The 21279-nt window shown below is 66.0% G+C and carries 21 protein-coding genes and 1 pseudogene; 18 read left to right on the top strand and 4 right to left on the bottom strand.

Features of this window, described 5'->3' with window-relative positions; translation table 11 throughout:
* Nucleotides 1–66 precede the first annotated feature (66 nt).
* The 8 genes from AB0L58_RS29035 to AB0L58_RS29000 all read left to right on the top strand — a co-directional run bounded on the left by AB0L58_RS29035 (nucleotide 67) and on the right by AB0L58_RS29000 (nucleotide 7058).
* Nucleotides 67–984: a universal stress protein gene (locus tag AB0L58_RS29035; RefSeq protein ID WP_364391291.1), complete on the top strand. Its 918-nt coding sequence runs from the start codon at nucleotides 67–69 to the stop codon at nucleotides 982–984.
* A gap of 33 nt (nucleotides 985–1017) precedes the next feature.
* Complete coding sequence (locus AB0L58_RS29030; RefSeq protein WP_364391289.1) at nucleotides 1018–1989, top strand: nitroreductase family protein; 972 nt, start codon at nucleotides 1018–1020, stop codon at nucleotides 1987–1989.
* Between the two features lie 33 nt (nucleotides 1990–2022).
* A complete protein-coding gene (locus tag AB0L58_RS29025; protein WP_364391287.1) occupies nucleotides 2023–2913 on the top strand; it encodes an ABC transporter ATP-binding protein in 891 nt (296 codons plus the stop codon).
* Between the two features lie 6 nt (nucleotides 2914–2919).
* Nucleotides 2920–3714, top strand: coding sequence for an ABC transporter permease subunit (locus tag AB0L58_RS29020; RefSeq protein WP_364391285.1), 795 nt, complete (start codon nucleotides 2920–2922; stop codon nucleotides 3712–3714).
* 243 nt (nucleotides 3715–3957) lie between these two features.
* Nucleotides 3958–5022 (top strand): hypothetical protein, encoded by a 1065-nt coding sequence (locus AB0L58_RS29015; protein ID WP_364391283.1) that lies wholly within the window; start codon nucleotides 3958–3960, stop codon nucleotides 5020–5022.
* A gap of 16 nt (nucleotides 5023–5038) precedes the next feature.
* Nucleotides 5039–5350, top strand: coding sequence for a DUF1918 domain-containing protein (locus AB0L58_RS29010; protein ID WP_364391281.1), 312 nt, complete (start codon nucleotides 5039–5041; stop codon nucleotides 5348–5350).
* A 5-nt stretch (nucleotides 5351–5355) separates the two neighbouring features.
* A complete protein-coding gene (locus tag AB0L58_RS29005; protein WP_364391279.1) occupies nucleotides 5356–5955 on the top strand; it encodes a hypothetical protein in 600 nt (199 codons plus the stop codon).
* Nucleotides 5956–6203: 248 nt separating this feature from the next.
* Entirely contained in the window at nucleotides 6204–7058 is an 855-nt protein-coding gene (locus AB0L58_RS29000; protein ID WP_364391276.1) for a universal stress protein, read from the top strand.
* A 121-nt stretch (nucleotides 7059–7179) separates the two neighbouring features.
* Here the strand turns inward: AB0L58_RS29000 and AB0L58_RS28995 are convergent, their stop codons facing one another.
* The gene (locus AB0L58_RS28995; RefSeq protein ID WP_364391273.1) at nucleotides 7180–7446 is read right to left on the bottom strand and encodes a phosphopantetheine-binding protein; all 267 of its coding nucleotides are present in this window, start codon (nucleotides 7444–7446) and stop codon (nucleotides 7180–7182) included.
* 23 nt (nucleotides 7447–7469) lie between these two features.
* Nucleotides 7470–8030 (bottom strand): AMP-binding protein, encoded by a 561-nt coding sequence (locus tag AB0L58_RS28990; RefSeq protein WP_364391271.1) that lies wholly within the window; start codon nucleotides 8028–8030, stop codon nucleotides 7470–7472.
* 238 nt (nucleotides 8031–8268) lie between these two features.
* Here AB0L58_RS28990 and AB0L58_RS28985 point away from each other — a divergent pair, with 238 nt between their 5' ends.
* From AB0L58_RS28985 to AB0L58_RS28965, 5 genes are all read left to right on the top strand, one after another.
* Nucleotides 8269–8937 carry a DUF2267 domain-containing protein gene (locus tag AB0L58_RS28985; RefSeq protein ID WP_364391269.1) on the top strand — a complete coding sequence of 223 codons (669 nt, stop codon included), beginning with the start codon at nucleotides 8269–8271 and terminating at the stop codon, nucleotides 8935–8937.
* A gap of 1 nt (nucleotide 8938) precedes the next feature.
* A complete protein-coding gene (locus tag AB0L58_RS28980) occupies nucleotides 8939–10105 on the top strand; it encodes a site-2 protease family protein (RefSeq protein WP_364391265.1) in 1167 nt (388 codons plus the stop codon).
* Nucleotides 10106–10150: 45 nt separating this feature from the next.
* Nucleotides 10151–12172: an erythromycin esterase family protein gene (locus AB0L58_RS28975; RefSeq protein WP_364391263.1), complete on the top strand. Its 2022-nt coding sequence runs from the start codon at nucleotides 10151–10153 to the stop codon at nucleotides 12170–12172.
* Between the two features lie 167 nt (nucleotides 12173–12339).
* On the top strand, nucleotides 12340–12792 hold the full coding sequence (locus AB0L58_RS28970) for a hypothetical protein (RefSeq protein ID WP_364391261.1): 453 nt from the start codon (nucleotides 12340–12342) through the stop codon (nucleotides 12790–12792).
* 68 nt (nucleotides 12793–12860) lie between these two features.
* A complete protein-coding gene (locus AB0L58_RS28965) occupies nucleotides 12861–13865 on the top strand; it encodes a hypothetical protein (RefSeq protein ID WP_364391258.1) in 1005 nt (334 codons plus the stop codon).
* Nucleotides 13866–13996: 131 nt separating this feature from the next.
* Here AB0L58_RS28965 and AB0L58_RS28960 read toward each other — a convergent pair whose 3' ends face one another.
* The gene (locus tag AB0L58_RS28960) at nucleotides 13997–14956 is read right to left on the bottom strand and encodes an acyl-ACP desaturase (RefSeq protein ID WP_364391256.1); all 960 of its coding nucleotides are present in this window, start codon (nucleotides 14954–14956) and stop codon (nucleotides 13997–13999) included.
* 357 nt (nucleotides 14957–15313) lie between these two features.
* On the opposite strand from AB0L58_RS28960, the gene AB0L58_RS28955 reads away from it, so the two are divergent.
* Entirely contained in the window at nucleotides 15314–16306 is a 993-nt protein-coding gene (locus AB0L58_RS28955) for a hypothetical protein (RefSeq protein ID WP_364391254.1), read from the top strand.
* 227 nt (nucleotides 16307–16533) lie between these two features.
* On the opposite strand, the gene AB0L58_RS28950 is transcribed toward AB0L58_RS28955, so the two are convergent.
* Nucleotides 16534–17499 carry an NAD(P)H nitroreductase gene (locus AB0L58_RS28950; protein WP_364391252.1) on the bottom strand — a complete coding sequence of 322 codons (966 nt, stop codon included), beginning with the start codon at nucleotides 17497–17499 and terminating at the stop codon, nucleotides 16534–16536.
* Between the two features lie 236 nt (nucleotides 17500–17735).
* On the opposite strand from AB0L58_RS28950, the gene AB0L58_RS28945 reads away from it, so the two are divergent.
* The 4 genes and pseudogenes from AB0L58_RS28945 to AB0L58_RS28930 all read left to right on the top strand — a co-directional run.
* Nucleotides 17736–18500, top strand: coding sequence for an SDR family oxidoreductase (locus tag AB0L58_RS28945; RefSeq protein ID WP_364391250.1), 765 nt, complete (start codon nucleotides 17736–17738; stop codon nucleotides 18498–18500).
* Entirely contained in the window at nucleotides 18497–20014 is a 1518-nt protein-coding gene (locus AB0L58_RS28940) for an AAA family ATPase (protein WP_364391248.1), read from the top strand. The genes AB0L58_RS28945 and AB0L58_RS28940 overlap by 4 nt, the downstream gene beginning before the upstream one ends.
* A gap of 32 nt (nucleotides 20015–20046) precedes the next feature.
* On the top strand, nucleotides 20047–20700 hold the full coding sequence (locus AB0L58_RS28935) for a response regulator transcription factor (RefSeq protein WP_364391246.1): 654 nt from the start codon (nucleotides 20047–20049) through the stop codon (nucleotides 20698–20700).
* A pseudogene (locus AB0L58_RS28930) lies at nucleotides 20684–21262 on the top strand (ATP-binding protein); the annotation flags it as partial. The gene AB0L58_RS28935 and the pseudogene AB0L58_RS28930, both read left to right, overlap by 17 nt.
* Nucleotides 21263–21279: the final 17 nt, after the last annotated feature.

The raw sequence follows: 21279 nt of genomic DNA, 5'->3' as shown, positions 1-21279 counted from the left end.
TTGGATCCATCCCGAAATTCGTACCGTTCAGGTATCCGACTCAGCGCAGACCGAAGGACCGGCGACATGAACACGCAACAGAGCGAGAAGTCCCATCTGCTGGCCTCGGCAGCGGTTGTCGTCGGCGTCGACGGGTCCGACGGGAGTGACCTAGCGGTCCGCTGGGCCGCCGAGGTCGCCGCGCAGCGCAGCCGCCGACTGCTCATCGTGCACGGTCTCGATCTCCTCGCGACCCAATCGCTGCTCGGCGGCTACCACGTGGTCCCCACCGCAGTAGTCGAAACCATCCGTGCACGTGGGCTGGAGACCGTGACGGCCGCACGAGGGCTGGCCCACGATGTCGCACCCGAGGTGGAAATCGAGACCGAGGTGTCCGATGCGAGTCCGGCCCGGCTACTGATACACCTGTCGAAGTCCGCATACCTGGTCGCACTCGGCGCGACCGGTAATGCGGGTACCTTCGCACATCTGGGCTCCACCCTGCTCGCGGTTACCAGCCATGGCCACGGCAGCATCGTCGTGGTCCGGTCCACCGATACCGAACAAATCCGTCAGGACGGCCCCGTCGTCGTTGGAATCGACGCCAGCCCCGTCAGCGAGAGCGCTATCGCGGCCGCGTTCGCCGAAGCGTCCGACCGCAAGACCGATCTGATCGCCCTGCATTCCTGGAGCGAATGGCATTTCGGCGAATTCGCCGGACAGGCCGACTCCCACATCGATTGGCCCGGCCTGGAAACCGCCGAGGACGCGATACTCGCCGAACGACTCGCCGGATGGACCGAGAAGTATCCCGACGTCCCGGTCATCCACAAGGTGTATCAAAGCGGTCCGACCGATCGGCTGATGGAGTCGTCGAAATCCGCGCAACTGATCGTGGTCGGCAGCCGCGGCCGAGGTGGTTTCACCGGTCTGCTGCTCGGCTCCACCTCCAGCTTCCTGGTGCAGCACGCCCATTGCCCCGTCATGGTCACCCACACCGCGTAGCGGCATCAACGTCCAAAGTAGAGGAGGTACGAAATGGCCAATACGCATCCCGATTCCGACACCGTGCGGTCCGCGCTGGCGCTGGCTGCGCGGGCACCATCGATACACAACACTCAGCCATGGCAATGGCGCGTTGGCGACCGCACGGTTCACCTGTACGCCGACGACAGCCGCCACCTACCGCTGACCGACCCGGATCGGCGCGATCTCCTGCTCAGCTGTGGGGCGGTGCTGCATCACTTCCGAGTGGCGGCACGCTCTTTCGGCTGGCACACCGTCGTCCATCGCTTGCCGAATCCAGCCGAGCCGCAGCACCTCGCCTCCATCGAATTCACCATGACCACACCCACCGCCGATGTCATCGGTACGGCCAGGGCCATCAGCCGCCGCCGCACCGATCGACGGCGCTTCACCTCATGGGAGATACCACCCGGGCACATCGAACGAATCATCGAAGCAGGCACCGCCGAAGGTGCACTGGTCCATGAAATCGCGGGCGGCGCAACCCGAACCAAGCTGGTACAAGCCTTCCAAGAAGCCGCTCGCCGACATCACGACGACCCCGCATACCAAACCGAACTCGCGCTCTGGAGCGGGCGACATATCGCGTCAGAAGGCGTGCCCGCCCGCAGTTCCGTCGCTGCCGTCGATCCCCTGACACGCGAGTTCCACAACCCGACACTGACCGAGGCGGTATTGCACGACCTCGAGGACAGCGGCGGTCTGCTGCTCGTGCACACCGCCTCCGACGATCCGCTGTCCCGGTTGCGCGCTGGGGAGGCCACCAGTGCGGTGCTGCTGGCCGCCACCGGTTTCGGATTGGCCACCTGTCCACTGACCGAACCGCTGGAACTGCCGGATATCCGCGCACTGGTGCGCTCTGATGTCTTGTCCGACAGCGGTTTCCCTCAGCTGATCGTTCGAATCGGCTGGGCCGCGACCAGCGCCGCCGAGGTGCCGTTCACTCCGCGTCGCCCATTGGACGAGGTGGTGCGCGCGCTGTAGGCGATTGCATCCGGAAAGAAACAGGCGGCGGCTTTGGTACCGATCATCCGAACCGTCGGGTTGACCAAGCGCTACGGCGACAAGTCCGCCCTGACGGACCTGAGTCTCGAGGTTCCGGCCGGGGTTGTCTTCGGCTACCTGGGACCCAACGGCGCGGGCAAAACAACCACCATTCGAATCCTCACGGGTCTACTGCGCCCGACCCGAGGGACGGCCGCGATCGGTGGTGCGGACACCGTGCGAAACCGAGCTGCGGCCCAACGCCGAATCGGTTATCTCCCAGGCGAATTCGTCGCGTATCCCGACCTGACCGCTGAGCAGTACCTGAGCTATCTCGCGCATCTGCGCGGCGGCGTCCAGGAAAAGGTGCGCGATCGACTTGTCGAACGCCTCGGGCTGGACCTTTCGGAACGCATCGGTGCGATGTCACACGGCAATCGGCAGAAGGTCGGGATCGTGCAGGCGTTCATGGCCGAACCCGAACTGCTCATCCTCGACGAACCGACCGCGGGCCTGGATCCGCTGGTACAGCGTGAATTCCATACGATGCTGCGCGAGGTCAGGGCCGAAGGTCGCACGGTCTTCCTGTCCTCGCATGTGCTCTCGGAGGTTCAGGAGGTGGCCGATACCGTCGGTATCCTGCGTCAAGGCCGACTGGTCGAGGTGCGCTCGATCGCCGAACTCACCGCGCGGCCGCTGCGTCGTCTGAATCTCGTATTCGCGCACATGCCACCGGATTTAGACGCGTTGCGCCGTATCGCCGGGGTGCGGGCTGTGCATGCCAACACCAAAGCCGTGCATGTCGAGCTCGAAGGTTCGACCGCGGAACTGCTGCGGGTGGTCGCACCGTATGACGTCACCGACATCATCAGTCGCGAACCGGATCTCGAAGAGGTCTTCCTCGCCTACTACGGACAAGGTTGAAACACCATGCTGCGCACAGTGTTCACGAAGTGCCTGCGCGATCAGCGGCGCGGGCTGCTCGGCTGGAGTATCGGCATCGTGGCGCTGGTGCTGCTGGTATCGGCCATCTGGCCGTCATTTTCGAGTATGTCCGGGGTGCAGGAGTTTCTGCGGAACTATCCGGAACCGTTGCGCAAATTGTTCAACCTCGACCAGTTCGTCACCGGAACCGGCTTTCTGAATGCCGAACTGTTCAGCATGCTGCTGCCGATCTTGTTCCTGGTGTTCGCCATCGGTCGCGGCGCCGGCGGCATCGCCGGTGAGGAGGCGAACGGGACGCTGGAAGTTCTTCTGGTGAACGGTGTTTCGCCGATCCGGATGGCACTGGAGCAGGCGGCCGTCGTGATCGCCTCGGTGGTAGTGCTCGGCACAGCGCTCTTCGGTTCGATCATGGTGGGGTCGGCTGTTTTCGGGCTCGGGATTTCGATCGGCGCCGCCGGGACGGGGACGCTGTCGATGGTGCTGCTCGGCATCGAGTTCGGTTTGATCGCCGCGGCGGTCGGCGCTGCGACCGGTCGGCGGGTCCTGGCACTCGGTGCCGCGACGGTTCTCGCGGTCGCCGCCTATGTGCTGTACGTGGCGAGCAAGCTGGTCGCGGCGGTCCTCCCGTGGGGGCCGTGGTCACCATTCCATCAGGCGATCGAGAGTGGCCCACTCGGCGCGGGCCTGCCGCTGGCGTATCTGTGGCTCGCACTCGTCGGGATCGGGTGTCTGCTGGTCGCGTTGCCGGTCTTCGATCGGCGCGATATCGCCAGCGCGTGACTCCGCTCCGCATCAGTGGTTCACTATGCTGATCCACAGGTCCGTCACTGGTTGCCGATGCGGCAAAGGACACCACGGAGCCTTGGACCAAAAACCTCCGTCGGTGATTACTCGAAGCCCCAAACACCTGGCCGAGTCGCTGCTTTCATCGGGATCGTCGGCTGATTCTTGGGGGCGAAGGACTACCGGACCAATGCCATTCGGACCTGCCGCCGAACTGTGCGATGGCGTGACGATTGACGCATGACAATCAGCACGACTCGATATCAGGCACCGGGGTTCGGCGCATCGGTGATGTTGTCGGCACTGCACTCCCCGCTCGCCCACGGCCTGCGCCGCAACCGGTGCGAACTGCGCTATCAGGCGCGCCTGTCGGGTCGTCATATCGCACTACCGGTGTCCTATGCTCGTATGGACGATAGCGTGGTCGTCCGTGTCGGTCGCGCTGAAACAAAAACATGGTGGCGCAATTTCCACACACCCCGGCCGCTGTCGGTGTGGCTCGATGGCCGGTGGTATTGCGGAACGGGGCATGTGGCACAACCAGATTCGCTGGAACGCGAAGAAGCGGCAGCGATCTATCAAGCTGCTTTTCCCCGTGCGGAGGTGCCGACCCCAGATCCCGTCATTGTGATCGAGTTGGCTTCCGCCCCCGAGCCGATGGTTGGCGTCCAGACGCACCACATACAACAACGGGGACTGTGGCAACGTTGGTTCACCAACGTGACGCTCGGTGAATTGCTCGGCTTCGCCGCGCCCGCGGTGACCGGTGCATTGGTGCGGGACGCGACGCCGGTCGCCGCCGCTGTGGCGTTGCTGATCGCGGGCGTGGCCGAGGGCAGTGTGCTGGGTTGGTTCCAGGCCGGGGTGTTGCGGTCGGTCCTATCCGGGATGCGTTCGAGCGGCTGGATCCGTGCCACCTCGCTCGGGGCCTTGATCGCTTGGGCGGTCGGTGTGGTCCCGGTGCTGGCCGCAGACGGACTCGATACGTGGTCACCCTGGGTGCTGGCACCAGCGGCGGCGGCGGGCGTAATGATCCTGCTCCTATCGATCGGCATCACCCAGTGGTATGTGCTGCGCCGTCAGGTGACCGGTGCGGGTCGCTGGATTTGGGCGACCGCTCTGGCCTGGCTGGCCGGACTGCTCGCGTTCACCGGGTTCACCAGCCCGCTATGGCAGCCCGGACAACCCACGGCACTCGTGCTGGTCATCGGCATCGTCGGCGGCCTACTGATGGCCGCGGTCATGGCCGCCGTCACCGGCGTGTTCCTCGTCCACATCCTGCGCACCCAGCGCACCGCACCCTGAGCTACGGAGGTCCGTCATGCACGCACAACCAGGAGACTGGCTGATCGTCGAGGGCGGTGCCAATGGCGGCCCGACTCGGCACGGTCTCATCGAGGAGGTGCATTCGCACGATGGCTCGCCGCCCTACCTGGTGCATTGGTCCGATACCGGACATCGCGCACTGACCTTTCCCGGTCCCGACTCATATGTGCTGAGCGGTGCGCAGCTGCGCCAGCGGGAGAAGAGCGCGGCGGCGCACTTTGCCGCACTGCGGCATGAGCTGTCGGATCCGGGTCCCGCGGCGGAATCGCCTTCAGAGCCGGACCCTACGCCACGGCGGACGAGGTGATCGACATGTCGCAATACCCCGCCTTGCCGACCCGATGGTGGCAGCGCCGACCGTGGCGCAGCACTCCGCTGATGCGTGGATCGGATCGGATCGAGGCACTGGTGTGGCTGTTCGCGATCATTGTCATGCTCATCGCGGTACCGGTCGCGGGTGCTGCGGGCACCGCGGGCTATACCGCCGCCGCGAGCCGAATCCAGGTCGAGAACGCGACAAAAGTCGCGGTGCCCGCGACGATCACGGCGAAGCCGGAGCGAATCGTGACGGTCGACGCCTACGGGACTACCACCGAACGGTTCGAAGCGACGGTGCGCTGGGATCAGAGCGGCCGATCCGGGACGAAAACCACCGAGGTGTCCGACAACTCCGCGCTGGGCGATGAGGTGCGGGTGTGGCTCGATGGCGATGGCAAAGCGACCACCCCACCGGAGCGTTCGGCTGTCGCCGCTAGCAGAGGAGTCGGTATCGGCATGACGGTGCTCGTCACGATCTGGAGTGGCGCAATGCTTGTGGGTTACGGTGTCAGCCTGTTACTGCGGGCCCGCAGCTACGCGGCCCTGGACCGCGAATGGCGCGGAATGAGCCGCCCGGTCGGACAGGACTCGTAGCGCGAGGGACCGGCAGTACGCGACATCCACCTCTGGGTGCGAACCTCGGCGATGAGCGGTCGTGTTGGCGTCAAGTTTGCCGCGCGAATGCCCGGGTGACCCAGAATCTGGCGGGCAGCCGTCCTTCGGTTGACCGAGGACCTTGATCATCAGGCACCAATGCCCCTATCGCGCGGGCCGCGCGGCGACGACGGTGGGGTGTGGCAGATAGCCCGTTGTGGCGCGACTCTCGGCAAGGAGTGCGATCGATGAGTACCAGGGCCGACCGCAATACGATCGTTGTCGGCGTGGACGATTCGCCGACAGCGCTGAACGCGGCGCGCTGGGCGGCCTATCTGGCCGGTGCGCTGCACGCGCCGCTGTTGATCGCCTGTGCATTGCCGCACGCGGCCACCTCCGCACAGCAGTTGGCCGACCGTATCCATTCGCCACACTTGTCCGATGCCGCCCGCGCCACACTGGAACGCACCCGCCAACTCGTCCTGACCTGCGATCCGGATCTGACCGTAAGCGTGATACGTCCTCGAGGCCCGCCCGCCGAAGCGCTCGTGGCATTGAGCCCGCACGCTCGCATCGTTGTCGTCGGTGCACGGACCGCTTACGGGCAGCGGCTGGTCGGGCCGACCACGATGCATGTCGCTCAGCACGCACATTGCCCGGTCGGGGTGTGGCGTGGCGCGAATGGCAGGCCCATTCCCCGTGGCAAGCCGGTGGCGGTCGGCGTCGATGGGACCGAGCTCAGCATCCCGGCCATCGCGCACGGCTTCGAAATCGCCGCGGCGCTCGAGGTGCCACTGACTGCCGTGCACTGCTGGCCGTCACGCATCGAAGCGGTGGGCCACCATCTCGACCGCGCCGGGACGGAGCGCACCCTGCTGGCCGAGGCATTGGCGGGCTGGCGCACGGAGTATCCGGATGTCGAGGTCATCGAAATGCCGGTCCCCGGCCTGGCCCGCACGGTGCTGAACGAGATAGCCCAGGATGCGCAACTCCTCGTCGTCGGCAGCCACGGCCACCCGACCGCGACGGCCATGCTGTTCGGATCGACCAGCCGTGACCTGCTCCATCACACCACCTGCCCGGTCCTGGTGTGCCGATCGTAAAGATGTTGTCGGGTACCGCGCCGGCCTGAGGATTGTTGGGCGAAAGGACCGAAAGACCTGGCCAGCATGCCGATAGGACCGGATTCACGCGCGCCGGCACCGGTGGGGCGGCTGTCACATGTCACCGAGACGTCCCTACGGCGGTGGTGAGAAATTCCACGCACGAGTCGATCGATACCAACTGGGGGTAGTCGGCCTCATCGATCCGCACTCCGGTTGCTCGCGTGAGCTTTTCGACGAAGGTGAGGAAGTCGAGGGAGTCGAGGTCGAGTGCGGCGCGCAGGGGTTCGGCGCGCGCAAGTGCCGCGAGTTCGGCGTCGGAAGCGAATCCGCGCAGGGCGGTTCGGACGACGGTATCTGCATCATCCCGAGACAGGGTGCGGGACATGGTCGTTCACGACCTTTCGTTGTTCACAGCTGCTCCGGATGTTGGAGCAGTTCGGCAATGGTGTTCAGGAAGCGCGCGCCGACTGCGCCATCGCTGGCCCGGTGGTCGGCCGCCGGGGTGGTCGTCACCTGTGGTCGCACGCCGAGCAATCCGCCGACCACACATCCCGCCTTCAACGCGCCCAGCACCGCGATATACAGCTCGGGCGTACGACCGAGCAGGACGCAGACCCGCTCACCGCGACGTATCCCTATTCCACGCAGCACGTTCGCGAATCGATTGGTCGCCACGGCAAGCTCGGCGTAGGTCAGCACGACCTCACCGCCCGCAGCGGGCAACCACCGCAACGCGGGTGTGTCTCTCGCCGGACCCACGGCGTGCCGGTCGACCGCCTCATAGGCGATGTTCAACCCACCGTCCGGCAACCCGGCGAGCTCGGATCGCGCCTGCTCCCATGAGAATTCGAGACACGCTCGGTCATAGTCGATGAGATTGGCCCGCACCTGTTCGGCCTGCGGCTTGTCGATCGGCGACCAGCCGAACGTTGCGCCTGTCGAGGTGCCGACCGGGACCGTATCTGTCATATCGCCATCGTCTCCACCCCAAACGCCACATGGCGGAGTCCCCTGACCCGGACCTGCTGCGAAACGTCCACCACGTAAGGGACCTTCGGCCCTCCCCACCCGACTGCGGCTGTCCGGGGACGTCGATGGCGAAAGCAGGACCATCGGCTCACCCGACAGCGCCCTTCGGCCCTAGGTCGGTGGCCACACGCAGCGCAGGCTGGGGCCCATAACACCCCGCAGTACCAGGAGGCCGACGATGCCGCACCGTGACGATCCGCTCGGGCCTGCGGTGCAGACTGCGCACGACTGGCTGCGCGACATCGCCGACTGTCTCGATACCGACGACCGGGCCTTCGCCTATCGGGTGCTGCGCGCCTGGCTGCACACCGTGTGCGACCGCATCAACGTCAGCAGTTCGGCACATCTGGCCGCGCAACTGCCCGAGATCCTGCGCGGGGCCTACTACGAGGGCTGGGTACCCAGCCATGTGCCGGTCCGGCACGGTATCGCCGAATTCACCAGGCAGTTCGCCCGCGAAGCCGGTATCGGTGTGGAGGAGGTCGGCCCGGTCGCGGGTGCGGTCACGGCGGCGCTGTCGGAGCTGTTCTCCCCCGGGCAGTTGAACCGGATATTCGCGGTACTGCCGATGCATCTGTACGGCGTGCTATGCGGTGCGCGGACCGAGGCCGTCGACGAGTCACTGATCGAATGGCAACCAGCTGCCGAGGAACACGCGGTCGGTCCGACCGCCGAGCTCGAGGAGCATATCCGAGCGCTCGGCGACGCCGTCGCGGTGCTGGCGCGCGGCCTCGAGCGATTGCCCGCCGACACCCCCGATAACGACCGGACGACCCAGGCCGCCCAGCGGGCACACCGCATTCTGCTCGCCGAAGGTCTCGTCGGCGCCGAACCGCGGGAGCGCTGACATGCTTCGTACGACGATCCCGCTGGGGCGGGTCGCGGGCATTCGAGTCGGCGCACACTGGTCGGCGCTGGTCACCCTGGGCTTGTTCACCTATCTACTCGGCCGCTCGCTGACCGATATCCACGGCAACTCGGTGGCGGTTTGGCTTGTCGCCGTGACCGGCGCGATCGGACTGTTCGCCTCCCTCCTGAGCCATGAACTCGCGCACTCGATCATCGCCCGCCGCAGCGGCACCCGGGTCGAAGCGGTCGTGTTGTGGCTACTCGGCGGCGTATCCGAACTCGGCGACGAACCGAAGAATCCGCGCTCGGATCTGCGCATCGCGATGGCCGGACCGCTCACCAGCTTCGTGCTCGGTGCCGCGTTTCTCGGCGTTGCCGCGCTGGTCGGCGCGCTGGTCAGCGGGCCGGTGCCGGCGATGCTCGGCTGGCTGGCCGCGATGAATCTCATTTTGGCCGTGTTCAATCTGTTGCCGGGCGCGCCGCTGGACGGTGGCCGGGTGTTGCGTGCGCTGGTCTGGCGGCACACCGGAGATCGGTTGCGCGCCAGCACCATTGCCGCGTACAGCGGCCAGATCCTCGGGACGGGTCTGTTGATTCTCGGCGGTGCCGAGCTACTACTCGTGGGCGATGGTGGTGGGCTGTGGCTGATGCTGCTCGGCTGGTTCCTGTATTCGGCCGCCAATAGAGAACTGGCCGCCGCCGGACTGCGACATCGGCTCGGCGACACGCGGATTCGCGATGTCATGACCGAACATCCGCTGTCGGTTCCCGTCGACTGGTCCGTCGCCGACCTGCTGCGCTCCCACATCGTCCATACCGATCACCGGGTGTTCCCGGTGATCGACCAGGCGGGTCGGCCGATCGGGGAACTCGCCTGGTCCGATCTCACGGCACTGCCCGCAGCGGCACGCGAGACCACCGCTGTACAAAGAGTCGCCCGCCCACTGCCGCCGACGGCTCGGGTATCCGGCGAGGAACCGCTCGCCATCGTGGCGTCCCAGGTGGTACTGCGACCGGACTTCGACGTCATCGCGGTGATCGATCCACACGGTCGACTGATCGGCGTGGTGACCGCGACGGATCTGACGCTGGCCGTGCAGCGCAGCGCCCTCGGTCTGCCCACTCACCGGCCCGAACGGTATCCGCCACCGAATACCGCACTATGACAACATAATTGGGTCCCCGCTGGGCCCGCCGATGGGAGGCTTGCGATGCGCGATACGCGAGTGCAGCAGGAACCACCTCGACCGATCTTTCGGGATCGGCACGAGGCGGGCCGGGTGCTGGCCGGTCTGCTCGAACACTATCGCGGCGATCCGGATGTCCTGGTCCTCGGGCTGCCGCGCGGCGGGGTCCCGGTCGCGTGGGAGGTCGCCGCGGCACTGGGCGCACCAATGGACGCCTTGGTCGTGCGCAAACTGGGCGCACCGGGGCATCCGGAGTTCGCGATCGGCGCGCTGTCCACCGGCGGCCGGATCGTGCTCAACGACGACATGGTGCGCGGGCTGCGGCTGACCGCTGATCAGGTCCGTGGCATCGCCCGCGACGAAGCCGAGGAGATGGTCCGGCGAGAGGCGGTCTATCGCGCCGACCGAGGCCCCATCGAGGTGGCCGGGCGGACGGTGATCCTGGTGGACGATGGATTGGCCACCGGCGCAAGCATGTTCGCGGCCATCGAGGCGGTTCGGTCCGGCGAGCCGAAGCGGATCGTCGTCGCGGTCCCTGCCGCGCCGGAGTCGACCTGCCGGGAACTGGGCGCGTCGGTCGACGAAATGGTCTGCGCGACAATGCCTACTCCGTTCCGCGCGGTCGGTGAGTGGTTCTGGGACTTCACCCAGGTCACTGACGAGCAGGTGCGCACCCTGATGAGCATCTCGACCACCGGTGCGGCCGTCCCGCGCATCGACGCCGCCGCGATCATCCGGGCCGCGGCCCTCGACGCGGCCGAAGGCATACCACCCACACACGCGCTCGAGGAGCTGATCGGCGACGCCAGGTTCGTGCTGATCGGCGAAAGTTCGCACGGCACACGGGAGTTCTATCGAGCGCGCGCGGCGATCACTCGGTGGCTGATCGAGGAGAAGGGTTTCATCGCCGTCGCCGCCGAAGCGGATTGGCCCGATGCCTACCGGGTGAACAGGTACGTACACGGGCGCGGCTCGGACGCCACCGCCGAGGAGGCGCTGCGCGGCTTCGAGCGCTTCCCGGCCTGGATGTGGCGCAATACCGAGGTCCGCGAATTCGTCATCTGGCTGCGCGCATACAACGCCGAGCGGCAGTGCCGCGACCAGCCGCAGGCCGGGTTCTACGGTCTGGACCTCTATAGCCTGCATCGCTCGATGCAGGAGGTCGTGGACTACCTCGACCGCGTCGATCCACAGGCGGCCCAGCGCGCCAAGATTCGCTACGCCTGCTTCGACCACATCGCCGGCGACGACGCCCAGACATACGGATTCGCCGCCGCCTTCGGCGCGGGCAGATCCTGTGAAGCCCAAGTGATCCGGCAACTGCTGGAATTACAGCGCGTAGCGATAGCCCGCGGCGAACTCGAACCCTTCGCCGCCGACGAACTGTTCGACGCGTTGCGCAACGCCTGGTCGGTACGCGATGCCGAGGCCTACTACCGGGCCATGTTCGGCGACCGGGTGTCCTCGTGGAATCTGCGGGACGAGCATATGGCCGACACCCTCGACGCGCTCGCCACCCATCTGAGCCGCGACGGTTCCCCCGACCGAATCGTGGTGTGGGCGCACAACTCTCATGTCGGCGATGCGCGCGCCACCGAAATGGGCGGCGAAGGCCAACTCACCTTGGGGCAGCTGGTGCGCGAACGCCACGGCGACACCTGTCGCCTCATCGGCTTCAGCACCTGCACAGGCACGGTCACCGCAGCAGAGGACTGGGGTGGACCTGCCCGCCGCGAAACCGTCCGTCCGGCATTGCCGTCGAGCGTGGAGGAACTGCTGCACGACACCGGCAACCGGGAATTCATGCTGCGTATGGACCTGCTCGGCGAGGCAGCGGACCTATTGCGCCAGCCCCGGTTACAGCGCGCTATCGGCGTGGTCTATCACCCCAGCACCGAACGCCAGAGCCACTACCTCCACACCCGCCCCGCCGACCAGTTCGACGCACTCATCCACATCGACCGCACCACCGCACTGGAACCGTTGGAACCGACCAGCGAGTGGATCGCTGGCACCACGCCAGAGACCTATCCGTCCGGTCTATGACCAATCACCGTTCGCACACACCATGATCGCGCGGTCGCCGCTGCGACCACGCGCGGTTATCGGACCCGAGCCGACGGCCACCCGGTCTACGCAACCCGGATATCGTCGCCACCAGGACGATTACGATCGAGACGGCTCCCGACCGAATCTGGCCGTGGCTCGTCCAGATGGGCCCGGGGCGAGGCGGCGCCTACACTTACGACTGGATCGAGTACCTGCTCGGGCTTGATATGCATAGCGCTGACGCCATCCTGCCGGAGTTCCAAAGCCTCACCGTCGGAGACACTTTCACGCTCGGTGACAGCAGACCGCGCATGCGGGTGGCCATCCTCGAGCCCGATCGGGCGCTGGTATTCGCCTCGACGGACGGGAATTGGGTCTGGGCGTTCGGGCTCTATCCGAGCGCCGGGAGCACTCGACTGGTGAGCCGCAACCGCATCGCACTGCCCGGTACCGCAGCACCCGCACGGGTATTCAACCGGCTACTCATGGAGCCGCGGAGCTGGGTCATGGAGCGCAAGATGTTGCTCGGTATCAAACAGCGCGCCCAGCGCGACCCGGCCGAAAGTAAAGGCCCAGTGGTCGCGATGTCGGAGGCATCGGCCCGAGTCGGCGGGTGACCATGGGCCTTCGAGAACAGGCGCAAGGTCCATATCGAGCGCCAAATCGCCCGTCGACACTCGAAGGTATGACCGATACCAGCCCTTCCCCCGTACAGTCCGTGCCAGACCATCCGACGGTGCTCGCGGCCATGCGTTTGGCCGGTCGTGCGCCGTCGGTGCACAACACCCAGCCGTGGCGCTGGGTGTTCGACGGTGTCGGGCTGCATCTGTACCGCGACGACGATCGGCTGCTGACCTCGACCGACCCGCTGGGCAGGCAACTCGTGATCAGCTGTGGCGCGATGCTGCACCACGTGCGCACCGCCTTCGCCGCAAAAGGATGGCATACCGATACCACGCGGCTACCGGATCCCGACCGCTCCGACTACCTGGCGGTGATCGAGTTCCGGCCATGGCCGGAACCCCCGGTCGGCGTGCGGGCCCGGGCCAGCGCCATCGATCGGCGACGCACTGACCGGCTGCCGCTGCACGCACCGACCGGGTTGTCGCAGCTGCTGCACACCGGGCGGATGCTGGTGACACCCCACGATCTCGTACTCGATCTCCTCGACGAGAGCGCGCGCCCGAAGCTCGCGACGGCCTCCGAGCACGCCGCTGCGGTCCGCCGCTACGATCTGGAGTACCAGACCGAATTGCATTGGTGGACGGGGCATTCCGGTGACCCGGAGGGCATCCCGCGTGAGGCACTGGTCTCCGATGCCGAATTCGCCCGCGTCGGCGTGGGTCGCATCTTCCCGTCCGCGCCGCATTCGGCCCGCCGTGGCACGCTCGAAGATCACGCGTGTCTGCTGGTGCTCAGCTCGCAGCGCGATTCGGTCACCGCGTGGCTGCACACAGGCGAAGCGCTCTCCGCCCTACTGCTGGAGTGCACGGCGGCCGGATTCGCGACCTGCGCGCTGACCCACATTACCGAAATGCCCTCGAGCCGGAAGTTGATCGCGGGGATGCTTCCCCATCCCGGCATACCGCAGGTGGTCATCCGGGTCGGTTCCGTACCCGACGACGAACTGGAAGCCGCGCCGACGCCGCGCCGACCGCTTGTCGACATCCTGACGACGCGGTACGAATGAGCCGGCTACACCAGCGATAGCCAATAGCCCCGAAAGCGCCGGTGACCGAGGCCAGCCAGCCGACCAGGCCGCCGATGAGCCGCAGCCACGCCGAGACCCGCTGGACCGGATCGACGGCGGTGGCCGGTCGATCAGGCTCGAGCACGTTCGCGCGCCAGAGCGCGGTCGCGTTGTTCCTCGAAGCGCGGGATCTGCACCTGTGCCATATCCTCCAGGAACGCCGCCAGCCGTTCCCGCACCTGCTCCCCACGCGCGCTGAAATCGGTGCGGCCGAACAGATTCCACTGCCGTATCACCGGCTGCAGTACCTCTTCCAGATGCTGGCGCAGGTCATAGACACCGTGTTTGGCCATGAGCACGCCGTTGCGGCGAAACTTCGGCATCCCGGCCCCGGGCATCCGGAAGTTCTCCACGATAGTGGCGATGGCCTCGATCGCCTGATCCGGCACCAGATCCAGTGCCGCGCCGCACATGGTGCGATAGAAAATCATGTGCAGGTTCTCGTCGGCGGCGATGCGCTGCAACATCTTGTCGGCGATCGCGTCATTGCACACTCGGCCGGTGTTGCGGTGGGTGACTCGGGTGGCCAACTCCTGAAAGCTCACGTAGGCAACCGAATGCAGGAATCCGGCCCCCGTGTCCACATCGGCGTCGCTGACTCCTGAGGAGAAGCCGTTGGTCATATGCACCATCCGGACCTCTTCCAGCGCGACCGGATCGACGCCTCGGGTCACCACTAGATAGTCGCGAATCACGGTGCTGTGACGCATTTCCTCGGCGGTCCACCGGCCCACCCAGGTGCCCCAAGCGCCGTCGCGGGAGAAGTTCTCCGATATTTCGCGGTGATAGGAAGGCAGATTGTCCTCGGTGAGCAGATTCGTGATCATCGCAGCCTTGGCGACCTCGCTGAGCGAGGATTGTTCGGGCTCCCAATCGATTCCGTCGAGTGCGGCGAAGTTGCGGCCCGCATCCCATGGCACGTAGTCGTGCGGATGCCAGTCCTTGGACATCGACAGGTGCCGGTGCACACACTCCTCGGCCATCGGCTCCAGTTCGGCGAGTATCTCCCGTTGGGCCAGCTCACGCGTCAATGGTGTTGCCTACCTTTCCTTCTCGATCCGAGTCTGTCGGCTCCCCATGCCACCACCGCGCCCCGGTACCGCCCAGGGGCGAAAGTCCCCGGCAACCCGGGTCCGAATGCCCTTATCTCGAAGCCGCCAGAAGGTTCACAATTTCGCGCTATCAGCTCTGGAGTTCGACCCAGACAACAGGCGTCTTGCGAACCGCAGCGCAAACACAGGGTCCGCAATCCTCGGCCAGCTTGCGGTACTGCCCGACCCGCTGGCAGGCACGACTGGACGCGGCCGCACGGCGGTAGTGACGATGGACCCTCGATCCGGTGCGCATTGCCCGTCGCGACCGCTGTTGTCGGGGTCGAGACTCGAAGCATGAACACAAGCGATCGTCCGAACACGCCCGATCTGCGGACCGTGCGGATGGCGTTGATGCTCGCCTGCCGGGCCCCATCGGTGCACAACACCCAGCCGTGGCGCTGGGTGTTCGACGGTACGCAACTGCGGTTACACAGCGACACCGACCGGCTGTTGCACTCGGCGGACCCGCTTGGCCGACAACTGGTGATCAGCTGCGGTGCAGTGCTCGATCACGCGCGTCTCGCCTTCGTGTGGATGGGCTGGTTCACCGATATCACCCGGTTTCCGGATCCTGATCTGCCCGGGCACCTCGCCACGCTCGAGTTCCGGCCGTGGCCCGGCGCCCTGAATACGACGGCTGCCCGGATCCGCGCCATCCATCAGCGCCGCACCGATCGGCTGCCGATGCTGGCACCGCCCGGCTGGCTCGACGTGCTCGCCGCGGTGCGCGACTTGGCCCGCCCACATCATGTGTCGGTCGACGAAATCGCCGAGCGCAACCGGCCCCGGCTGGCCGCTGCCACCGAGCACGCCACCGCCTTGCGCCGCTACGACATGCCGTATCAAACCGAATTACATTGGTGGACTGGACATTCAGATGCCAAAGCGGGTGTGCCCGCTGCCGCACTGGTCTCGGATTCCGAGGCGGCCAGGGTCGATATCGGACGCAGCTTCCCGGCTGCGCCGTATTCGGTTCGCCGGACCGATCTCGAAGACGAGGCCCGGCTGGTGGTGCTCAGCACCCTCGACGAGACCGCCGCCCAATGGCTGCATACCGGCGAGGCGCTCTCCGAGGTGCTCCTCGAATGCACGGCACGTGGTCTGGCCACCTGTGCGCTCACCCACATCACCGAACTCGCCGCCAGCCGATCAGTGATCACCGACCTCATCCCCCACCCGGACGTGCCCCAGGTCGTGATCCGCATCGGCACCGCACCCGAAGACACCGACTACACGCCGACGCCACGGCGCCCGCTCGACGAGGTACTCGAGATCGCAACGGCCTGAGCGCCACCCCGATGGGAAGCCGGTCGATGTGGTCGAAGTCAACGAGCGTCGGACACCGACGATATGCGGCAGCGCGTTGCCGTCGATCAATGTCGGAAACAGTCAGGACCGAGGGCGACGTACGCGCCACGATGCGGATGAAACTCGAGGTCCGAATGTCCAAAATGACAGGGCGGCTGCGGGCCGCTCTATCGATCATCTCGTCACCTCGGTGGCGTCGAAAGGATCTAATCCAATACGTCCTCGACCGCCCGCCGCGGTGTGACGGGCAGCCCATCGGTACTCGTCGGCGCCCAGCCGATTCTGATAACGGCCTGCGGATAGCCGTAGTCGTCGAGGACGCCGAGACGGACCAGATTCCGCAGCGCCGGGATCTCGAGCGGTTCGGTCAGCAGGCAGGTGGCCAACCCGACGTTCGTCGCGGTCAGTAGTACCGCACTCAACGCCTCGCCCGCGCACAGCCTCGACAGCTGATCGTCGGCCGTGGTCCCGAGCACGAGCACCTCGGCGAAGTCGGGCTCATACGCTTCATCGGTCAGTTGGGGGCTGGCGAACACCCGGGCTGGCAGCTCGTCCTCGGTCCGGGATCGCGGAGTGTTCCTGGGACGTACACCATCCGACGTCGCGTGCCTGCCGCTCCATTCGGCCAGCTCGAATCGATAGCCCGGATCCCCCGCGTGCCGCTCAGCCGCGGCCCGCATCACTTCGACCACACAGTCCCGCGACCGGTCCGTCGCCTGTCGCAGGATCGCCCCCAGTGTCGCGGCGCGCTCGGTAACCAATCCCAGGTATCCCGGCGGCACCGGCCAGGCACTGAAGTACCTGCGATCGGTCCGTCTGCGAGTAATGGCGTCACTCAGTTCGATTTCGTGGGAAATCGGCCGATGCCGCACCAGCTCGATCGATGCCAGGTGGTTCGGTTCCGCCGGATTCGGCAGCCGGTGCACCACCGCCGACCAGCCGAGCGCCGCGAACGCGACCCGCAGATGATGCAGCGCGGCACCACAGCTCAAGACGAGATCGCGGTGGTCGGGGTCGGTCGAGGGCAACGCCCGGGTCGGATCCAGATACAGGTGGACGCTGCGGTTTCCGATCCGCCATCGCCACGGTTGGGTATTGCGCACCGACGGCGCCCGCACCGCGAGCGCCAGCGCCGCTCGCACGGTGTGATCATCGGGCAGGCCGCGGTCCATTGTTGTCGTCCCTTCATTCCGCCTCGACTGACGGTCGCACCACCACGGCTCCCGGGTAAGAGCAGGACGACCCCTCCCTGCGGGACTTCCGACGCCGCTTTGCCCGATCCACAGGACAGACCAGAAGTCCCGCCACATCAATGACCTTTGGCCATCACGCCACGGCGTCTAGTGCGAAATCCTGAGTGCATCAGCGAGAACCGATACATGCGTCAGCAAAGACCGAGGTGGGCATCATGCTCGAATTTCATGGCCGAAGCGCCGTCGTCACCGGCGGCGCGCGTGGCATCGGCGCGGCGATTGCGCAAACGCTGGTCAAATCCGGCCTTCGCGTGGTCGTGGCCGATCTCCTCGACATCGAGGGCACAGCGACGGCCGAATCCCTTGGCCCGACAGCGATATTCCGGCACCTCGATGTCACCGACGAGCATGGTTGGCGCCAGGTACTCGACGACGCCGAAGCGGACTTCGGACCACTGGCCGTTGTGGTGAACAATGCGGGCATCCTCGACTTCGGCGGTATCGAGTCCGAATCGCCCGCGATGTTCCGCCACGTCGTGGATGTGAATCTGTTCGGCGCCTGGCTGGGTATGCATCTGGCGGCACCGCGGCTGCGCGCCAATGGCGGAGGTGTCATCGTCAACATTTCCTCGACCGCGGGTCTGATGGGCTATTCCGGGATCGCCGGTTACGTGGCCAGCAAATGGGGCCTGCGCGGGTTGACCAAGGCCGCCGCACTCGAATTCGGTGACGCCGGGGTAAGGGTCTGCTCGGTGCATCCCGGACCGATCCACACCCCTATGACGGCCAGCTTCGATACGAGTATTGTTGCGGCCCAGCCGCTTCCACGTTTCGGCGATCCAGAGGAGGTCGCGGCGATGGTCGGCTTCATCGTCAACGAGGCCACCTTCTCGACCGGATCGGAATTCATCATCGACGGTGGCGCTACCGCAGGCATGACACTCGTCGAGCCTGCCGAAACGCACGGAACATGGCAGTGACCGCGCCCGCGCAGCTGCGCGAAACCCACACCGGTGTCGTGGTGCTGTGTGGGGACCGGGCGTACAAGACGAAGAAACCGATCGCGACCGACTTCCTGGACTTCAGCACAACCGAACTGCGCGAGCGCGCCTGCGCGCGGGAAGTCGAGCTGAACCGGCGCCTGGCAGCGGATGTGTATCTCGGCGTCGCGCATCTTTCCGATCCGACGGGCGGCCCCGCCGAACCGGTGATCGTCATGCGCCGCATGCCCGAGGACCGGCGACTGTCCAACATTCTCACCAACCCGAATGCGCGCGCATCGGAGCTGTCCGCGCTGGTCCACGTGCTGACCCTGTTCCATCGCACGGCACGGCGCGGCCCGGAGATCGACCGCGCCGGAACACCGGAGGAACTACGTGCCCGCTGGCGCGTGCTCTTGCACAGCCTGAGCGGCCAGTCCGCCGATGTCGTCGAACCAGCACGACTCGCGCGGATCGATGAACTCGCGATCCGCTACATCGACGGCCGAAACCCGTTGCTGGCGAACAGGATCGCCGATGGCCACATTGTCGACGGGCACGGCGATCTACTCGCCGAGGATATCTTCGATCTCACCGACGGCTTTCGGGTACTGGATTGTCTGGATTTCGACGATCGACTGCGCTATCTCGACTGCCTCGACGACATCGCCTTCCTGGCCATGGATCTGGAATTCCTCGGCCATCGCGAGCTGGGTGATCGACTGCTCGACGAATATCTCCGCGCTTCCGCGGACCCGGCGCCCAGGTCGCTGCGGGATCACTATGTCGCCTATCGCGCGCTGGTCCGCGCGAAGGTCGACGTCATCCGCTTCGGCCAGGGCGAGACGGCTGCACGCGAGTATGCGCACCGGCACCTGCAAATCGCGGTGCGCCACCTCGAGCAGGCGGCGGTACGACTGGTGCTCGTCGGCGGGCTGCCCGGCACCGGGAAATCCACCATGGCCGACAACCTTTCGCTGGCCACCGGTGCGGTCGTCATCTCCAGCGACCATATGCGCAAGCAACTACTGGCCACACGCGAACTGACCGGTTCGATCGGCACCTATGGTGTCGGTGCCTACGCACCAGCGGGCAAGGCACGCGTATATTCCGAGATACTGACCGAGGCCCGTGCGTTGCTGGGATCCGGTGCGTCGGTGATCCTCGACGCCAGCTGGATCGATGCGACCGAACGACAGCGCGCAGCGGCGCTCGCCCAAGAAGCTCACGCCGAGCTGGTCCAGCTGCGATGTGTCTGCCCACGCACCGTCGCGAGCGGCCGGATCCGCCAGCGCGCGGCCTGCGAATCCGATGCGACACCGGATATCTCCGACGCCATGGCGGCCGCGGCATCATCGTGGACCGACGCGGTAGCGCTCGACACCGCCGCGCCGGTGGATCACACGATGGCCGCGGCGGTGCGTGCCTGGCAACGGATCGAGCCCGAGCCAGTGCGGGATTTCGTCACCGAACCGGGGCCTGTCGCCGATACGTCGCGCCTGATCCCTCAGTAGTCTGAACTGATGCTGGAGGAAGGTCTTCGCTGATGGTCAGCGTGTTCTTGGTCGATGATCATCAGATCGTGCGTCGTGGTGTGAAGGATCTGATCGATACCGAGTCTGATCTCGAGGTCGTCGGTGAGGCGGGCACGGTGTCGCAGGCCTTGGCGCGAATTCCCGCGCTACGCCCGGACGTCGTGGTTCTGGATGTGCGGCTGCCCGACGGCAATGGCATCGAGCTGTGCCGTGAACTGCTGGATCAGCATCCCGAGCTGCGGTGTCTGATACTCACCTCGTTCACCGACGAGCAGGCCATGCTCGATGCCATCCTGGCCGGGGCCAGCGGCTACGTGGTCAAGGACATCGACACGATCGAGCTGATCGAGGCGATTCGCGAAGTCGGCGCGGGCAAGTCGCTGCTCGACAATCGCGCGGCCGCGGCCCTCATGGCGAAATTGCGCGAGGAGGCCGAGGCGAAGACCGGGCCACTGGCCAGTCTCAGCGAACAAGAACGGACCCTGCTCGGTCTGCTCGGTGAGGGGCTGACGAACCGGCAGATCGCCGGCCGGATGTTCCTCGCGGAGAAAACCGTGAAGAACTACGTCTCGCGGCTGCTGACCAAACTCGGGGTCGAACGCCGCACCCAGGCTGCGGTGCTGGCCTCCAAACTCAACGCGCCCACTCAATCGGATCGCGCGTGACCTGCACGACCATGTCATCCAGCGCTTGTTCGCAGTCGGCCTCTCGCTGCAGAGCACCGCCCAGCGCGCCCGCGTCCCCGAGGTGAAATCCCGGCTCACCGACACCATCCAGGACATCCAAGCGATCGTCCAAGACATCCGGCACTCGATCTTCGATCTGCACAGCACCACCACCGCGGATGCCCCGACGCTGCGCAAACGCCTGCATACCATCATCGCGGACATGATCGGAGAAAGCGGGCTGCGCACCACGATTCGACTCGCCGGACCGGTCTCGGTGCTGGCACCGCCACTATCCGAAGACATCGAAGCAGTACTGCGCGAAGCAGTCAGCAACGCGGTGCGACACGCGCATGTCACCACGGTATCGGTCCATCTCCGGGTAGGCGACGACGTCACCATCGAAGTAACCGACGACGGCATCGGCATCCCCGACGACATCACCCGGATGAGCGGATTGGCGAATCTGGCCACGCGCGCCGAACAGGCAGGCGGCAGCTTCAGCATTGCCAAGGGCACCGACGGCGGCACCGTACTGCGCTGGTCCGCGCCCTTGCCCTGAGTTCTACCGACACGACA

It is taken from the genome of Nocardia sp. NPDC052112 (genome assembly GCF_040680135.1).
Lineage (GTDB): Bacteria > Actinomycetota > Actinomycetes > Mycobacteriales > Mycobacteriaceae > Nocardia.
This window is presented reverse-complemented; position numbering and strand designations above follow the sequence as displayed.

Excerpts from the sequence above, each read along its gene's own strand:
- AB0L58_RS29010 (WP_364391281.1), top strand. The coding sequence starts at position 5,039 with ATGCACGCACAACCAGGAGACTGGCTGATCGTCGAGGGCGGTGCCAAT.
- AB0L58_RS28935 (WP_364391246.1), top strand. The coding sequence starts at position 20,047 with ATGGTCAGCGTGTTCTTGGTCGATGATCATCAGATCGTGCGTCGTGGT.
- AB0L58_RS28985 (WP_364391269.1), top strand. The coding sequence starts at position 8,269 with ATGCCGCACCGTGACGATCCGCTCGGGCCTGCGGTGCAGACTGCGCAC.
- AB0L58_RS28955 (WP_364391254.1), top strand. The coding sequence starts at position 15,314 with ATGAACACAAGCGATCGTCCGAACACGCCCGATCTGCGGACCGTGCGG.
- AB0L58_RS28990 (WP_364391271.1), bottom strand. The coding sequence starts at position 8,030 with ATGACAGATACGGTCCCGGTCGGCACCTCGACAGGCGCAACGTTCGGC.
- AB0L58_RS29020 (WP_364391285.1), top strand. The coding sequence starts at position 2,920 with ATGCTGCGCACAGTGTTCACGAAGTGCCTGCGCGATCAGCGGCGCGGG.
- AB0L58_RS29015 (WP_364391283.1), top strand. The coding sequence starts at position 3,958 with ATGACAATCAGCACGACTCGATATCAGGCACCGGGGTTCGGCGCATCG.
- AB0L58_RS29035 (WP_364391291.1), top strand. The coding sequence starts at position 67 with ATGAACACGCAACAGAGCGAGAAGTCCCATCTGCTGGCCTCGGCAGCG.
- AB0L58_RS28950 (WP_364391252.1), bottom strand. The coding sequence starts at position 17,499 with ATGGACCGCGGCCTGCCCGATGATCACACCGTGCGAGCGGCGCTGGCG.
- AB0L58_RS28970 (WP_364391261.1), top strand. The coding sequence starts at position 12,340 with ATGGGCCCGGGGCGAGGCGGCGCCTACACTTACGACTGGATCGAGTAC.
- AB0L58_RS28980 (WP_364391265.1), top strand. The coding sequence starts at position 8,939 with ATGCTTCGTACGACGATCCCGCTGGGGCGGGTCGCGGGCATTCGAGTC.
- AB0L58_RS28975 (WP_364391263.1), top strand. The coding sequence starts at position 10,151 with ATGCGCGATACGCGAGTGCAGCAGGAACCACCTCGACCGATCTTTCGG.
- AB0L58_RS28995 (WP_364391273.1), bottom strand. The coding sequence starts at position 7,446 with ATGTCCCGCACCCTGTCTCGGGATGATGCAGATACCGTCGTCCGAACC.
- AB0L58_RS28965 (WP_364391258.1), top strand. The coding sequence starts at position 12,861 with ATGACCGATACCAGCCCTTCCCCCGTACAGTCCGTGCCAGACCATCCG.
- AB0L58_RS29030 (WP_364391289.1), top strand. The coding sequence starts at position 1,018 with ATGGCCAATACGCATCCCGATTCCGACACCGTGCGGTCCGCGCTGGCG.
- AB0L58_RS28945 (WP_364391250.1), top strand. The coding sequence starts at position 17,736 with ATGCTCGAATTTCATGGCCGAAGCGCCGTCGTCACCGGCGGCGCGCGT.
- AB0L58_RS29005 (WP_364391279.1), top strand. The coding sequence starts at position 5,356 with ATGTCGCAATACCCCGCCTTGCCGACCCGATGGTGGCAGCGCCGACCG.
- AB0L58_RS29000 (WP_364391276.1), top strand. The coding sequence starts at position 6,204 with ATGAGTACCAGGGCCGACCGCAATACGATCGTTGTCGGCGTGGACGAT.